Origin of the sequence: Pseudomonas sp. B21-012, from assembly GCF_024749305.1 — a bacterium.
Lineage (GTDB): Bacteria > Pseudomonadota > Gammaproteobacteria > Pseudomonadales > Pseudomonadaceae > Aquipseudomonas.
On the sequence record NZ_CP087197.1, the window covers coordinates 3,200,848 to 3,214,306 of the forward strand.

Here is a 13,459-nt window from a genome sequence, read left to right on the forward strand (position 1 = left end):
TCCAATGCATTGTCAAACCATCGTTCTGGGCGCCGGCATCGTCGGCGTGTCCACGGCCCTGCACCTGCAGGCACGCGGGCGCAAGGTGATCCTGATCGACCGTGAAGAACCCGGCAGCGGCACCAGCCATGGCAACGCCGGGCTGATCGAGCGCTCCAGCGTCATCCCCTATGCCTTCCCCCACGAGCTGTCGAGCCTGTTGCGTTACGGCCTGAACCGCCAACCCGACGTGCGCTACAGCTTCACCCACCTGCCCAGGATCGCCCCATGGCTGTTCAAGTACTGGCAGAACTCCTCGCCCGCCGGCCTTGCCGTGGCCACCCAGGCCATGCTGCCGCTGGTGCAGCGCTGTGTCGAGGAACACGACGCGCTGATCGATGCCGCAGGCCTCGGCGAGCTGGTCAAGGCCAGCGGCTGGATCGAGGTGTACCGCAATGAAGAGGCCTACCGCAAAGCCGTGGCCGACGCCCATGCCCTGAAAGCCTATGGCTTGAAGTACGAAATTCTCGACCGCCAGCAACTGCACGCGCGCGAAGTGGACCTCAGCGACAAGGTGGTCGGCGGTATTCACTGGCTCGACCCCAAGACCGTCAGCAACCCCGGCGGCCTGACCCGCGGCTATGCGGCGCTGTTCGTCCAGCGTGGCGGCCAGTTCATCCACGGCGATGCCCGCACCCTGCGCCAGATCGGCAGCGACTGGCAGGTCGACAGCCGCCAGGGGCCGATCAGCGCGCCGGAAGTGGTGATCGCCCTCGGTCCGCAGTCGGCCGAGCTGTTCAAGCCGCTGGGTTATCGCATTCCGCTGGAAATCAAGCGCGGCTACCACATGCACTATCGTGCCCGTGACGGCGCCGAGCTCAAGCATTCGATCTGCGATGCCCAGGGCGGTTACGTGCTGGCGCCGATGGCCATGGGCATCCGCCTGACCACCGGCATCGAGTTCGCCGCCAGCAGCGATGCCGCCAACCAGATCCAGTTGCAGCGCTGCGAAGCGTTGGCGCGCAAGGTCTTCCCGCTGGGCGAGCGGATCGATGCCGAACCCTGGCTGGGCCGCCGCCCGTGCCTGCCGGACATGCGCCCGGTGATCGGCCCGGCCGCGCGCCACAAGGGCCTGTGGTTCAACTTCGGCCATGCCCACCACGGCCTGACCCTGGGCCCGGTGACCGGCCGCCTGCTGGCGCAAATGATCACCGGCGAAACACCCTTTACCGACCCTGCGCCGTACCGCGCGGACCGCTTCAACTGATCGCGGGAGAATAACAACATGACCGCTTCACTGAGCCTTGCTACCCCAACCCCTGCCCTTGCGGCTGACCCGCGCAAGGTCGTGGTGACCATCGAAGGCCTGAACAAGCACTACGGCGCCTTCCATGTGCTGCGCGACATCAACCTGCAGGTGCGCGAGGGCGAGCGTATCGTCTTGTGCGGCCCTTCCGGTTCGGGCAAATCGACGCTGATCCGCTGCATCAACCGCCTGGAAATCGCCGAACAGGGCAACATCCGCGTCAACGACACCGATCTTGCCCTGACCACCCGCCAGGCCGCCGAGGTGCGCAGCGAAATCGGCATGGTGTTCCAGCATTTCAACCTGTTCCCGCACATGAGCGTGCTCGACAACTGCACCCTGGCGCCGATGAGCGTGCGCGGCCTGTCGCGCAGGGAGGCCGAAGACCGCGCGCGCTTTTACCTGAACAAGGTCGGGATCGAAAGCCAGGCCGGCAAATACCCCAGCCAGTTGTCTGGCGGCCAGCAACAACGGGTGGCGATCGCCCGGGCGCTGTGCATGAAGCCAAAGATCATGCTGTTCGACGAGCCGACCTCGGCGCTGGACCCGGAGATGGTCGCCGAAGTGCTCGATGTGCTGGTGAAACTGGCCGATACCGGCATGACCATGCTCTGCGTTACCCATGAAATGGGCTTCGCCCGCCAGGTGGCCGAGCGGGTGCTGTTTCTCGATGGCGGGCAGATCATTGAAGACGCAGCGCCCGAGGCGTTCTTCAATAACCCGCAGAGTGCGCGGGCCAAGGGCTTTCTGGCGCAGATACTGCACTAACCTGGGATTACGAGCGCTGCGCGCTCGATCGCGGGTCAAGTCGAGGCGTCGCACCGCCGCTCCTACAACGAACCTGTAGGAGCGGCGGTGCGACGCCTCGACTTGTCCCGCGATGAGGCCAGCGCAACAATATTGGTTATGTTATAACGCACAACCTCATCCTTCCGGCGCTACCTCACCCATGCCACTCGCCAACCAACGCCTGCTTTGCATCGACGCCCTGCGCGGCCTGGTCATTGTCTTCATGCTCCTTGACCATGTACGCGAAACCTTCTTTCTGCACCGCCAGGTCAGCGACCCGATGGATGTCGCCAGCACCGACCCCTGGCTGTTCCTCAGCCGTACCCTCGCCCACCTGTGTGCGCCGGTGTTTGTCCTGCTGACCGGTTTGTCGGCTTACCTGTATGGCGAAAAGCACCAGGGCAAGGCTGCGGTCTCGGCCTTCCTGTTCAAGCGTGGCCTGGTCCTGGTGCTGCTGGAGTTCACCCTGGTCAGCCTGGCTTGGACCCTGGAACTGCCGCCCAAGGTGATCTACCTGCAGGTGATCTGGGCCATTGGCTTGAGCATGATCGCCCTGGCCGGCCTGGTGTGGCTGCCGCGCCCGCTGCTGGTGGTAGTCGGCGTGCTGATTGTCGCCGGGCACAACCTGCTCGACCCGCTGCACTTCGCTGCGGGCTCGGCGCTGCATATCCCTTGGGCGATCCTGCATGACCGTGGCTGGATCGAGGTAGCCGACAACTTGCGCCTGCGTACCTCGTACCCGTTGCTGCCATGGATCGGCGTGATTGCCCTGGGCTATGCCATGGCCCCCTGGTTTGCCCAAGGTGCGGATGCGCAGGCACGTCAGCGCACGTTGCTGCTGGCCGGCCTCGGTGCCCTCGCCGGCTTCCTGCTGCTGCGCTTGCTCAACGGTTACGGCGAAGCCCGGTGGCAGGTTGGCGAAACCACGTTGCGCACGCTGATGAGCTTTTTCAACATCACCAAATACCCGCCATCGCTGCTGTTCCTGGCCCTGACCCTGGGCGTCGGCCTGTTGCTGCTGCGCAGGTTCGAGCACCTGCAAGGCAGCCATGCGATCCGGGTGCTGAGCGTATTCGGTGCCGCGCCGATGTTCTTCTACCTGCTGCACCTGTACGCACTGAAAGTGCTGTACCTGATCGGCGTCGCCTGCTTTGGCCTGAACCAGGGCAGCTACTTTGGTTTCGACGGGGTCTGGTCGGTATGGCTGACGGCGATGGTCTTGAGCGTTGCGCTCTATCCGCCGGTGCGCTGGTTCGCCGTCCTCAAGGCCCGGCGCCGCGATATCGGTTGGCTGAAGTACTTCTGAACAGGCCCGCCCCTGCAATCAGGGGCAGGCCTGGCAAGGCTTACTGCGGGTGCATTTTTGATTTGATCAGGCCGGCGATGAAGGCGAGCAACGCGCCCCCTGCACCGCCGCCGACAATACTGCTGATCAGTGCCGGCAGGTCCAGCGAACCGCCCGCGGCCACCGCCGCACCGGGTTCACCGGTAAAGGCTGCGAGTATCTGCCCGACAATCACCCCACCCACTCCACCGAAGATCGAGTTGAGTAGCGGGCCCATGCTTTGTTTACTCATACCGGCTGCGTTGCCGCCCACCACACCGGCAACAATCTGAATAATCAGACTGACAATATCCATGATCCAACCCCTTTGTAGCGTTATCAATTGACGACTCGCGTCCTGCTACTTCAGAAAGTCACGACCACGGGAACAGAGACGCCGCGCTCCGGTCAACGACGGCACACTGTTGCGGATAGGCACAGTATAGGTAGCCAGCGGCCAGTGCGCCAAAACGGCGCTCAGGGCTTGATGTTCTTCAGGCAGTTGAGCAGGCCCAGCAGCTCGTGCAGTTTGTCTTCGCCGAATTGCTCAAGGATGCGCTGGTAGTTGTGTTCCATGTCTTCGCTCATGTCGACGAAGCATTGCTGGCCCTGTTCGGTCAGGCCGACAAACACCCGGCGCTGGTCCTGGGTCGACTTCTTGCGCCGCACCAGGCCGTCACGCTCCAGGCGCGCCAGCACGCCGGTCATGCTCGGCTTGAGGATGCAGGCCTGCTCGGCCAGTTGGTGGCTTTCCAGTTCGCCTTGCTGGCGCAGGATGCGGATCACCCGCCACTGTTGTTCGGTCAGGCCATGGGCGTTGAGCGAGGGGCGGAAGAAGGCCATGGCGGCTTCGCGGGCTTGCAACAGGGTCAGGGTCAGGGACGGTCTTGGAGTGGGCATGATTCAGGCTGGTAGTCATCGGTGACAGCCAGCTTAAGAGAAACCGCGCGATGCAGCAAAGCCGCGCAGGCGCTGGTTCGGCCATACACCGGACGCTTGTTAAATATAATGAACTGGCCGCAGCAGGCGCCTTGCCGGTTATCGGGGGCTGCAGGCTGATAATTGCATCCAGGCAATCTCAAGCTTCGCCCGTGCAATCTGAAGTCGTTTGACATATTAAACGGCTCTGGCAAGCTATATGACAGGTTTCGACCGGATACAGCCCCTTGCTTGGCGTACCGGCAGTGCTCGAAACCTCAGGCAGCGCAAAGGTTCCAGCTGCGCGCCTGCACAATAATGACAGGCTGCGCCTGTCCCAAGGTGACATATGCCCAACAGCAACATTGGCAATAAGAATCAAACCCTTCGCAAACCCGTCGTGCTGATGACCATGGGCTCCCAGGAGCGCAAAGGCCACGACTATCAGGTAATGACCCACAAATACATCGTCCCGCTGGTAGAACACGCCGGCTGCGTACCGGTGCTGGTGCCGACCTGCTGCGGTACTGACGACCTCGAAGCCTACCTGGACATGGCCGACGGTGTTTACCTGACCGGCGCCGGCAGCAACATCGACCCGGCCCTGTACGGCCAGGAGAACGAAACCCCGGGCAAGGCCCAGGACCGCGACCGCGACCTGTTCGACCTGCCGCTGGTGCAACTGGCAATCGCCCGTGGCCTGCCGATTTTCGGCATCTGCCGTGGCATGCAGGAAATCAACGTGGCCCTGGGTGGTGACATCTACCAGAAGGTCTACGCCGAGCCAGGCTTCAACGACCACCGGGAAAACCCGGACGATCCGGTCGATGTCCAGTACAGTGCGGTTCACAGCGTCAAACTGGAGCAAGGCAGCTGGCTGCAAAAGTTGCTGCAGAGCGATGAAATCTGCGTCAACTCGCTGCACGGCCAGGGCCTGAAAAACCTCGGCGAAGGCATCGAACCCCTGGCCCGTGCCGAAGACGGCCTGGTCGAAGCCATCCACGCCCCGAGCCTGTCGCCGTTCCTCTTCGCGGTGCAATGGCACCCGGAATGGCAAGCGGCGAAAAACCCCGACTCGGTGAAGATGTTCCAGGCCTTCGGTGAAGCCTGCCGCAAGCAGGCTGCCAAGGGTCAGGTGGTGAAGAAGCTGGGTACCGCTGCCTGATTGTTGATTGAACTGGTTCCTTCGAGATTCGTTGGAGCCAGTTTGGTTTACTGGCGAAGCATGTTTTTCATTGCCGGCAAGGCCACGAGCAGCGCTAACAATAACCAGACAAACGATATGACTGTCGCAACGGTCATGTTGATCGACTGTTTATATACAACTACAGCCAGTACGAACTGAGTAGTCGGTAAAAGAAACTGGAATGTACTCATTGTCGTCAACGCCAAGCGTCTGGCCGAAAACGCGATCAGCAGTAACGGCACCACCGATACCAGCCCGGCAAACAGCAGGACAATCGACATCGACGTGGGCATCCTCACGGGCAACGCCATCTCCCATGAAGTAAAAAGCAGTGCTACCAGGCAAACCAGCGATAACAGCAAAGTTTCCAGTGCAGTTGCGCATAAGGCATCAATCGTCGATACCTTCTTCAAACACACATACCCGCCCCACGTAAGCGCTATCGCCAGATAGATGCCATGATTCAGCCCCTGTGCGTACACCGCCAAATAGGCCAGTGCGATGCCAATCAGAACGAAAGCAACTGTGTGCAGGCTGCTCAAACGCTCACTCAGCATCAGCACGCTGGCTGCGACCGTGATGCAAGGAGCAATCAAATACCCCAGACCAGACTCCAGGACGAAACCCTGAATAGAGGCGTAAATGAATAAGCCCCAGTTCGTCGCCAGGAGCAATGCAGCCACCCCGTGAACGACTACGCTGTTCAGCGTTAAATTCCGGTAGAGCGCACCCAGCTTACCCAGCAGCACCAGCGCCAGCATCAACACAGCCAGCGAGAGCAACACCCGGTAAGCAACGAGCACCGAGGGTGAAACCTCCCGCAGCGCCTTCCAGTACAGCGCCGAGCCCCCTAACCAAATATTGGCGCCCATCCCAGCGATGATTGCCAGCGTATTGCTCCTGCCTGTTGTTTGGTCAGGTTTGCGGGTCACGGTCTCTGAAGGCGACATGGAAGGACCAACCTGGGTCGATGGCAAGGGATATCGATCCTAGTCGCAATTGCGACCGTCAGAGTTGAGATTACTCTGACATTGAGGAAGGATTGATCCTGTTTCTTCGGCTAAGGCAAGACCTGTAAACCGTGTCCCCGGTTTGCAATGTTTCTCACCCCTGCACTTCGACGCCAGACCCCTGCAAACGCGGCGCCCAGTCCTCGACTTCGGCCTTTTCCAAACGTCGTGACAGGGTCCGGCGCCAGGAAGCCGCCAACGGCAGTTCCAGGCACTGGCGAATCACCTCGAGGTCGACCTGCCTGTCGAACAGCACCGACGACAAGCGCGCTACCGACCACTGCGGATGCGGCCGTTCGATCAGCTCGATGTTCATGCCGGCAGCCAATATGCCTTCTTCCAGCACCCGGTAGTACCAGCCGGTACGGCCGCTTTGCTGGACCCGCAACGACATGTCTTTTACCCCGAAGCGGTCATTGAGTTTCCAGCACGGCATGCGCCCCTGGGAAATCTCCAGCAGCGCGCTGCCAGCGCGAAAGCGATCGCCCAGGCATACGGTCTGCTCGGTCCAGCCGCAGGTGCTTAAGTTTTCGCCGAAGGCGCCCGGAGCCTGCAGCAGCGGATGCTCGCCCAGCTCTGCAGCCCAGGCGGCATAGTGTTCGCGGGGGTAATGGTGGATGGCCTTTTCGACCCCGCCATGCACGCGCAAGTCGCCCTGCTCGTCGCCAACCAGGCCCAGTTCGGTGACCGCGACCTCGCCGTCACGCGGCATCTTGGCGATGGCACTGGATGAGCCCGGACGGGTGAAAGGCACGGCGCGCCCGGTCAATACGCTTTGCAGTTGCAGTTGTTGCGCCAGCATGGGCGACTCGCTCCTGGTGAAGTTCGGCGAAGTGAAAGGGTATCACTGAGCGCCGCCCGCACCAGTGCTCAATAGCTATCTGCCAGGCATGGGCAAAAGTCCTCGAGCCTCGCTATGCTGCAAGGCATGAACGCCACCCTGCCCACCCGCACCCCCTGCCCGCCCGGCGCTTGCGACTGCGGCCGCGAGACGCTGCAGGACCCGCGCATCCTGCTGCTGACGCGCCAGGAAGAAAGGCGCCTGCTCGAACGCCTGGAAAACCTGCAGAGCCTGGACGACCTGGAGCACATGCAGCGGCGCTTGTATGAGCAGTTGGGGATTCGGCTGCAGATCACCCCGAGCTTCAACGAGGTGCGGACCATGCGCGGCATCAGCATCCAGATCGAAGACCTGCCGGGCTTGTGCCGCAAGACCCGGCAGAACATTCCGGCGGCGATTCGCCGGGCACTGGAGAAGCAGCCGGAGATTGCCTACCGGCTGCTGGATGCCCATGACTTGTTGCGCGATACCTGAAGGCTTACCAGTTGTAGGTCAGGTCGGTGGTGATGGTCCGCCCTTCGCCGTAGTAGCAGTCCACGTCACTGGTGCAGCGGCTGACGTAGGTCTTGTCTTCGAGGTTCTGCAGGTTCATCTGCACCTTCACGCCCTTCAGGCGCAGCGGCGATTGCTGCAGGTCGTAGGAGAGCATGGCGTCGTACACGGTGTAGGACGGGATGCTGAAATGCCCGTCGGCAAAATCGGTACCGTCGCTACCGCGCACATAACGCGCGCCCAGGCCCATGCCGAGGCCGGCGACCTTCGTGTCGCCGGTGAAGTGGTAATCCAGCCACAGCGCTGCGGTCATCGGCGGCGTGCCGGACGGATGACGGCCTTCGCGGCCGTCGTTGTCCTTGGTGTAGACCACGTCGTTGCGCGACACCGAGGCGATCAGGCCGAGGTTGTCGGTGAGGCTGGCCTTGCCCTCAAGCTCGACACCGCGTGAACGCAGCTCGCCGACCTGGCTGTTGAAGCCGGGGTTGCCGACATCGGCGGTGAGGATGTTCTGCTGCTTGATCTCGTACACCGAGAGCTGGATGAAGCTGTCCTGGCCAGGCGGCTGGTACTTGATACCGGCCTCGACCTGCTTGCCGGTGGACGGCTCGAACGCTTTGCCGGCGTAGTCGGCGCCGGCCAGCGGCAGGAATGATTCGGAGTAGCTGAGGTAAGGCGTGACGCCATTATCGAAGGCGTAGCCCAGGCCGGCACGGCCGGTGAATTTCTCGTCCTTGACAGTGGTATGGGTGCCAGCGAGCGGCTCCTTGTTATCGGCCTCGGCCCAGTCATAGCGACCACCGAGGGTCAGGAACCAGTTATCCCATTTGAGCTGATCCTGCACGTACAGGCCGGTCTGGTTGATGGTGCGGTCCCATTTGAACGGCTGGCCGAAGTTCATAGGCTTGCCATACACCGGGTTGTAGAGGTCGATGATCGGCGGATTGCGGTCATACAGGCCGAGGAATCGGGAGTTGGAGTGGTAGTAATCGACACCGATCAACAGGGTGTGGGCAAGGTCGAAGGTGTTGAACTTGGCCTGGGCCATGTTATCGATGCCGAACACCTTGTTGCGCTGGGCCCAGTCGACGCCAAAGCGGGTCATGGCGCTCTGGTCGTCGGCGCCGGTGACCGGGTTGGGCACGAAAGCGTAGCCGTGCAATGGCGCCCGAAACTTGTCATCGACGTAGGCGTAGCGGGTGTTCTGCTTGAGGGTCCAGACATCGTCCAGCTCATGGCTGACTTCGTAGCCGAAGGTGTACTGCTCGCGATCATAGGCGTTGACCCCCGGTTCACCGATGAAGCGGCTGCGCTTGATCCGCCCGTTGGCGCTGGCGAACACCGTGCCCACCGCCGGCAAGCCCTGGGCTTCGGGCACGCCGTTGTCGCGCTGGTAATGCCCGTAGACGGTCAGGCGGGTCTGCTCGTTGGGGCTCCAGGTCAGGCTCGGGGCGATCATGTAGCGCTGCTGTTCGACGTAGTCGATTTCGCCGTTCTTATCCAGGCCCATGCCGGTGACCCGGTACTGGTACTCGCCCTGGTCATCCACCGGGCCGGCGAAGTCGAAGGCGCCATAGCGGCGGTCCTGGCTACCGCCACCGATCTTGACCTCATGCAGCGGCGTCGCGGTCGGGCGCTTGGAGACCATGTTGACCAGCCCGCCTGGCTGGTTCTGGCCGTAGAGCACCGAGGCCGGGCCCTTCATCACCTCGATGCGCTCCAGCGCGTAGGGGTCGATCTGCAGGGCGCCACCGGTACTGCCACCGCCATACGGCAGGTGCAGGCCGTCCAGGTACAGCGGCGTCGGGCTGAAGCCGCGGGAGGTCGGTTCGTCGAAAATCCCCACCCGGTCGGAGAAACCGCCACCGGTAATGCCCGGGGTGTAGCGCAGGGCCTGGGTAACGGTCTGCGAACCCAGCGCCGTGATTTCATCCTGGGTGATGACGTTGATGGTCTGCGGCACTTCCAGCACCGAGGTGTCGGTTTTGGTCGCGGTACCGGTGCGCTTGGCCACATAGCCCTGCACCGGGCCCCAGGCGTCTTCGCTGGCGTTGGAGACGATCTGGGTCAGGCCCAGCTCCAGCGCCCCGCTGTGCTCGGCCGGCACCAGGCTCCAGGTGCCGCCGGCGGTGATATTGAGGTTGAGGCCGCTGCCATTGAGGGCCTGGCTGGCCGCTTGCTCGGGCGTGAACTGGCCGCTGACCGCCGCCGAGCGCTTGCCTTGCAGCAGCGCCGGCTTGACCGACAGCACCCGCCCAGACTGACGGGCGATGCGGCTCAGGGCTTCGCCCAGGTCGCCGGCCGGGATATCGAAGCGCTGGCTGGCGCTGACGCTGCTGTCGGTTTGCGCCACGGTGTACAACGGCGCGCCGCTGCCCAGGGCGATGGCAAGGGCCAGCAGGCTGGGACGGATCATGGAGTCGGGCATGGAGGTGTTGGCTCGTTCAAAGTTGTTGTCGATAACGAGGACACGCCACGCAACAAACCCCCTCAAAGAAATCGCAATTATTTTTATTTAGATCACATCGATGCGGGTCAGCCAGCCAGCAAAACTGTCGACCCGGATCGGCAAGGTCTCGGCCAGGGAGCGCAGGGTGCGTTCACTGTCATCCAGCGGAAAGCTACCATAGACCCGCACCTGCGCGGCCTGCGGGCTGATGCGCAGCAGCCCGGCGCGGTACGGGCGCAAGGCTTCGATCAGCTCGCCCAGGGGTTCGTCGCGCACATCCACGCGGCCCTCGGTCCAGCTCGCCCGGGTACGCAGCGACGCGGCCAGCGGCTGGCTGGCGTGGCCATCGAAACGAAAAGCCTGGCCCTCCTCCACACGCAAGGCGGGCGCACTGCCGCTTCTGAGCAGCACGCTGTGCTGCTGCACCGAGACCAGGCTCTGTTGTTGTTCCTGGCGCACGCTGAAGCGCGTGCCCAGGGCCTGCACCTGGCCTTCGCGGGTGGCGACGACAAAGGGCCGGCCCGGCTCTGCAGCAACCTCGGCTTGCAGCTCGCCGTCGCGCAGCAGCACCAGCCGCTGCCCGGCGCTGAAGCGCACATCCACCGCGCTGCGCGCATTCAGGCACAGCCGTGAACCATCGGCCAGGGTGAAAGTGCGCCGCTCGCCGGTGCCGGTGCGCAGGTCGGCGAGCAGGTCGCCCAGTGGCGTCATGCGATTGCCGAGCGCGCCGGCGCCCAAACCCAGCAACAGCATTGCCAGGCCGCCGCCCAGGGCCTTGCGCCGCGACGGCGACGGCAAGGCGCGCAGGCTGCGGCTGGCCATGGCCAACTGGCCGGGGCTACGCTGCTCGGCCTGCTGCAGGTCGGCCAGGGGTTCGCCGAGCAAGGCGTTGACCCGCTGCCAGGCGGCCTGATGGCCGGGCGATTGCTTGAGCCAGGTGTTGAAGGCCAGCAGCAACGGGCTGCCGGCCGGGGCATTCTCCAGCTTGAGCAGCCAGTCCACCGCTTCGTGGGTAGCGCGGTCCAGTGGTGTGCTGCTCATTCTAGCCTGGCGCCCAGGCAATGCAGGAAGGCCCGGCGCAGGTCACGCTCGACCGTGGCCAGCGACACCCCCAGGTGCTCGGCGATGGCCGGCTGGCTCAGGCCTTCGAGACGATGCAGGATGAACCCATGGCGCACCCGCGTCGGCAGGCCGTCAAGCAGGCGGTCGATTTCAGCCAGGGCTTCGCGCACCAGCAGCACGTCTTCAGCCGAAGGCATGCACTGCTCGGGCAGGCTCGCCAGCTCGTCGAGATAGGCCTGCTCCAGCGCCCGGCGGCGGAACAGATTGCTCAGCAGGCGGCGGGCGACAGTGGCGAGAAACGCCCGCGGCTGGTCAAGGGCGGGCAAGGCGCTGCTGGTCATGGCCCGCACAAAGGTGTCCTGGGCCAGGTCCGCGGCATCGTCCGGGCAGTTCAGCCGCCGGTACAGCCAGGCTCGCAGCCAGCGGTGATGGTCACTGTAGAGGTGGGCGACGATAGCCTTGGAGTCGACAGAGCTCGGCACGAGGGTGATCACACATTAATGGTAATTACTCTCATTATCATGATGCTGGAGTGATTGCACAATCCCCTTTCGCGGGGCAAGCGGACTTGCCCCGCGCGGCGGGCTCAGCGCAAACGCGCCCTGATCCGGTGGCAAACATCCAGCACCTGCTCCACCTCACCCTCGCCCAGGTCGATCTTGCAGGCCATGTTGCTGAACACCTGCGCCGCCTCGGCCTTGAGCTCACGGCCCTTGTCGGTCAGCAACAGGTTGCGCCGGCGACGGTCGTTGGGGTCGAGGTACACGGTGATGAAGCCGTTGTCGGCCAGGCGTTTGACGATCGGCGTCAGGGTGCCAAGGTCGAACAGGGTCAGCTCGCTCAGGGCGCTGATCGAGACATCGTCCTGGCCCCACAGGCCGGCCATCACCAGCAGTTGCGGGTAGGTTACGCCGCGCTTTTTCAGCGGCTCGGCGTAGTCGCGAACCATGGCGTTGGCCGTCGAGTACAGCGAGAAGCACAGCATCCGGTCGAAGTCGAAGGTCGGGTCAAGCATAGGCACCTCCGCGCACACGGCTCAGTTCATGCACGGCATTGACCAGCGTGGCCACCGCCTCGGGCGAGGTCGCCGGGGAAATCCCGTGGCCCAGGTTGAACACATGGCCAAAGCCCGCAGCGGGCGGCCCGAAGGCCTGCAGGGTACGCTGCACTTCATGGCGGATACAGGCCTCATCACCCAGCAACACGCTGGGGTCGAGGTTGCCCTGCAGGGCAACACTGTTACCCACCAGTTGCCGGGCCATGCCCAGGTCGCAGGTCCAGTCCAGGCTCAGGGCATCGGCGCCGCTGTCGGCCATCTCCGCCAGCCACGGGCTGCCGCCCTTGGTGTAGATGATCGACGGTACGCGCTGGCCGTGGTGGGTCTTGTGCAGGCGCGCCAGCACCTCGCGCATGTAGAACAGCGAAAACCGCTGGTAGGCGCCGTCGGCCAGCACCCCGCCCCAGGTGTCGAAGATCATCAGCGCCTGGGCACCGGATTCGATCTGCGCATTGAGGCTGGCCGCCACCGCCTGGCTGGTGACCTGGAGAATGCGCTGGAGCAGCTCCGGGCGGCGGTAGAGCATCTTCTTGATCAGCTGGAAATCGCCCGGCGGGCCGCCTTCGACCATGTAGCAGGCCAGGGTCCAGGGGCTGCCGGCAAAGCCGAGCAGTGCCACCTTGGGGTCAAGCTCGCGGCGGCTCTGGGCCACCGCCTGGTACAGGTAGTCCAGCGCTTCGGGCTCTGGCACGCGCAGGCGCTTGATGGCCTGCTCGTCACGCAGCGGATGGCGAAAGCGCGGGCCTTCGCCATGGCCGAAATACAGGCCCAGGCCCATGGCATCGGGCACGCTGAGGATGTCGGAAAAGACGATGGCTGCATCCAGGTTGAAACGCCGCAAGGGTTGCAAGGTGGCTTCGGTGGCGTAGTCCGGGGTTTTCACCAGGCTCAGGAACGACCCGGCCCGGGCCCGCAGCTCGCGGTACTCGGGCAGGTAGCGCCCGGCCTGGCGCATCAGCCAGACCGGCGTATGCGTTGTCGGCTGACGCAGCAAGGCCTTGATTAGGGTTGTAGTGTGCAAGGACAGGTAACTCGTACTGGATTCG

General features: G+C 63.5%; 14 protein-coding genes. 5 read left to right on the forward strand and 9 right to left on the reverse strand.

The features are described from left to right. The first annotated feature begins 4 nt into the window (after window positions 1–4). The 3 genes from LOY37_RS14680 to LOY37_RS14690 all read left to right on the forward strand — a co-directional run bounded on the left by LOY37_RS14680 (window position 5) and on the right by LOY37_RS14690 (window position 3,380). On the forward strand, window positions 5–1,246 hold the full coding sequence (locus LOY37_RS14680; protein ID WP_093382165.1) for an FAD-binding oxidoreductase: 1,242 nt from the start codon (window positions 5–7) through the stop codon (window positions 1,244–1,246). An 18-nt stretch (window positions 1,247–1,264) separates the two neighbouring features. Further along, the gene (locus tag LOY37_RS14685) at window positions 1,265–2,053 is read left to right on the forward strand and encodes an amino acid ABC transporter ATP-binding protein (protein WP_309475523.1); all 789 of its coding nucleotides are present in this window, start codon (window positions 1,265–1,267) and stop codon (window positions 2,051–2,053) included. 181 nt (window positions 2,054–2,234) lie between these two features. Continuing rightward, window positions 2,235–3,380 (forward strand): DUF1624 domain-containing protein, encoded by a 1,146-nt coding sequence (locus LOY37_RS14690; protein ID WP_258715080.1) that lies wholly within the window; start codon window positions 2,235–2,237, stop codon window positions 3,378–3,380. 40 nt (window positions 3,381–3,420) lie between these two features. Here LOY37_RS14690 and LOY37_RS14695 read toward each other — a convergent pair whose 3' ends face one another. Both LOY37_RS14695 and hpaR read right to left on the reverse strand, forming a co-directional pair. Then, the gene (locus LOY37_RS14695) at window positions 3,421–3,714 is read right to left on the reverse strand and encodes a hypothetical protein (RefSeq protein ID WP_258715081.1); all 294 of its coding nucleotides are present in this window, start codon (window positions 3,712–3,714) and stop codon (window positions 3,421–3,423) included. A 161-nt stretch (window positions 3,715–3,875) separates the two neighbouring features. Further along, window positions 3,876–4,298 carry a homoprotocatechuate degradation operon regulator HpaR gene (hpaR, locus tag LOY37_RS14700; RefSeq protein WP_045198230.1) on the reverse strand — a complete coding sequence of 141 codons (423 nt, stop codon included), beginning with the start codon at window positions 4,296–4,298 and terminating at the stop codon, window positions 3,876–3,878. 367 nt (window positions 4,299–4,665) lie between these two features. Between hpaR and LOY37_RS14705 the strand changes: the two genes are divergently transcribed. Then, window positions 4,666–5,481 carry a gamma-glutamyl-gamma-aminobutyrate hydrolase family protein gene (locus LOY37_RS14705; RefSeq protein ID WP_258715082.1) on the forward strand — a complete coding sequence of 272 codons (816 nt, stop codon included), beginning with the start codon at window positions 4,666–4,668 and terminating at the stop codon, window positions 5,479–5,481. Window positions 5,482–5,528: 47 nt separating this feature from the next. Here the strand turns inward: LOY37_RS14705 and LOY37_RS14710 are convergent, their stop codons facing one another. Next, window positions 5,529–6,452 (reverse strand): EamA family transporter, encoded by a 924-nt coding sequence (locus LOY37_RS14710; RefSeq protein ID WP_258715083.1) that lies wholly within the window; start codon window positions 6,450–6,452, stop codon window positions 5,529–5,531. A gap of 154 nt (window positions 6,453–6,606) precedes the next feature. Then, complete coding sequence (locus LOY37_RS14715; protein WP_258715084.1) at window positions 6,607–7,314, reverse strand: MOSC domain-containing protein; 708 nt, start codon at window positions 7,312–7,314, stop codon at window positions 6,607–6,609. Between the two features lie 126 nt (window positions 7,315–7,440). Here LOY37_RS14715 and LOY37_RS14720 point away from each other — a divergent pair, with 126 nt between their 5' ends. Then, window positions 7,441–7,827, forward strand: coding sequence for a hypothetical protein (locus LOY37_RS14720; protein WP_176794330.1), 387 nt, complete (start codon window positions 7,441–7,443; stop codon window positions 7,825–7,827). Window positions 7,828–7,831: 4 nt separating this feature from the next. Here the strand turns inward: LOY37_RS14720 and LOY37_RS14725 are convergent, their stop codons facing one another. From LOY37_RS14725 to hemE, 5 genes are all read right to left on the reverse strand, one after another. After that, window positions 7,832–10,273 carry a TonB-dependent siderophore receptor gene (locus tag LOY37_RS14725; RefSeq protein ID WP_258715085.1) on the reverse strand — a complete coding sequence of 814 codons (2,442 nt, stop codon included), beginning with the start codon at window positions 10,271–10,273 and terminating at the stop codon, window positions 7,832–7,834. Window positions 10,274–10,360: 87 nt separating this feature from the next. After that, the gene (locus tag LOY37_RS14730) at window positions 10,361–11,335 is read right to left on the reverse strand and encodes a FecR domain-containing protein (protein WP_258715086.1); all 975 of its coding nucleotides are present in this window, start codon (window positions 11,333–11,335) and stop codon (window positions 10,361–10,363) included. Then, window positions 11,332–11,838, reverse strand: coding sequence for a sigma-70 family RNA polymerase sigma factor (locus tag LOY37_RS14735; RefSeq protein WP_258715087.1), 507 nt, complete (start codon window positions 11,836–11,838; stop codon window positions 11,332–11,334). The genes LOY37_RS14730 and LOY37_RS14735 overlap by 4 nt, the downstream gene beginning before the upstream one ends. 104 nt (window positions 11,839–11,942) lie before the next feature. Further along, on the reverse strand, window positions 11,943–12,371 hold the full coding sequence (locus LOY37_RS14740; RefSeq protein ID WP_038994982.1) for a MarR family winged helix-turn-helix transcriptional regulator: 429 nt from the start codon (window positions 12,369–12,371) through the stop codon (window positions 11,943–11,945). Continuing rightward, the gene (hemE, locus tag LOY37_RS14745) at window positions 12,364–13,440 is read right to left on the reverse strand and encodes a uroporphyrinogen decarboxylase (RefSeq protein ID WP_195886004.1); all 1,077 of its coding nucleotides are present in this window, start codon (window positions 13,438–13,440) and stop codon (window positions 12,364–12,366) included. Before hemE ends, LOY37_RS14740 begins: the two co-directional genes overlap by 8 nt. Window positions 13,441–13,459: the final 19 nt, after the last annotated feature.

Excerpts from the sequence above, each read along its gene's own strand:
- LOY37_RS14685 (WP_309475523.1), top strand. The coding sequence starts at position 1,265 with ATGACCGCTTCACTGAGCCTTGCTACCCCAACCCCTGCCCTTGCGGCT.
- LOY37_RS14690 (WP_258715080.1), top strand. The coding sequence starts at position 2,235 with ATGCCACTCGCCAACCAACGCCTGCTTTGCATCGACGCCCTGCGCGGC.
- hpaR (WP_045198230.1), bottom strand. The coding sequence starts at position 4,298 with ATGCCCACTCCAAGACCGTCCCTGACCCTGACCCTGTTGCAAGCCCGC.
- LOY37_RS14705 (WP_258715082.1), top strand. The coding sequence starts at position 4,666 with ATGCCCAACAGCAACATTGGCAATAAGAATCAAACCCTTCGCAAACCC.
- LOY37_RS14680 (WP_093382165.1), top strand. The coding sequence starts at position 5 with ATGCATTGTCAAACCATCGTTCTGGGCGCCGGCATCGTCGGCGTGTCC.
- LOY37_RS14740 (WP_038994982.1), bottom strand. The coding sequence starts at position 12,371 with ATGCTTGACCCGACCTTCGACTTCGACCGGATGCTGTGCTTCTCGCTG.
- LOY37_RS14720 (WP_176794330.1), top strand. The coding sequence starts at position 7,441 with ATGAACGCCACCCTGCCCACCCGCACCCCCTGCCCGCCCGGCGCTTGC.
- LOY37_RS14730 (WP_258715086.1), bottom strand. The coding sequence starts at position 11,335 with ATGAGCAGCACACCACTGGACCGCGCTACCCACGAAGCGGTGGACTGG.
- LOY37_RS14715 (WP_258715084.1), bottom strand. The coding sequence starts at position 7,314 with ATGCTGGCGCAACAACTGCAACTGCAAAGCGTATTGACCGGGCGCGCC.
- LOY37_RS14710 (WP_258715083.1), bottom strand. The coding sequence starts at position 6,452 with ATGTCGCCTTCAGAGACCGTGACCCGCAAACCTGACCAAACAACAGGC.
- LOY37_RS14725 (WP_258715085.1), bottom strand. The coding sequence starts at position 10,273 with ATGCCCGACTCCATGATCCGTCCCAGCCTGCTGGCCCTTGCCATCGCC.
- LOY37_RS14695 (WP_258715081.1), bottom strand. The coding sequence starts at position 3,714 with ATGGATATTGTCAGTCTGATTATTCAGATTGTTGCCGGTGTGGTGGGC.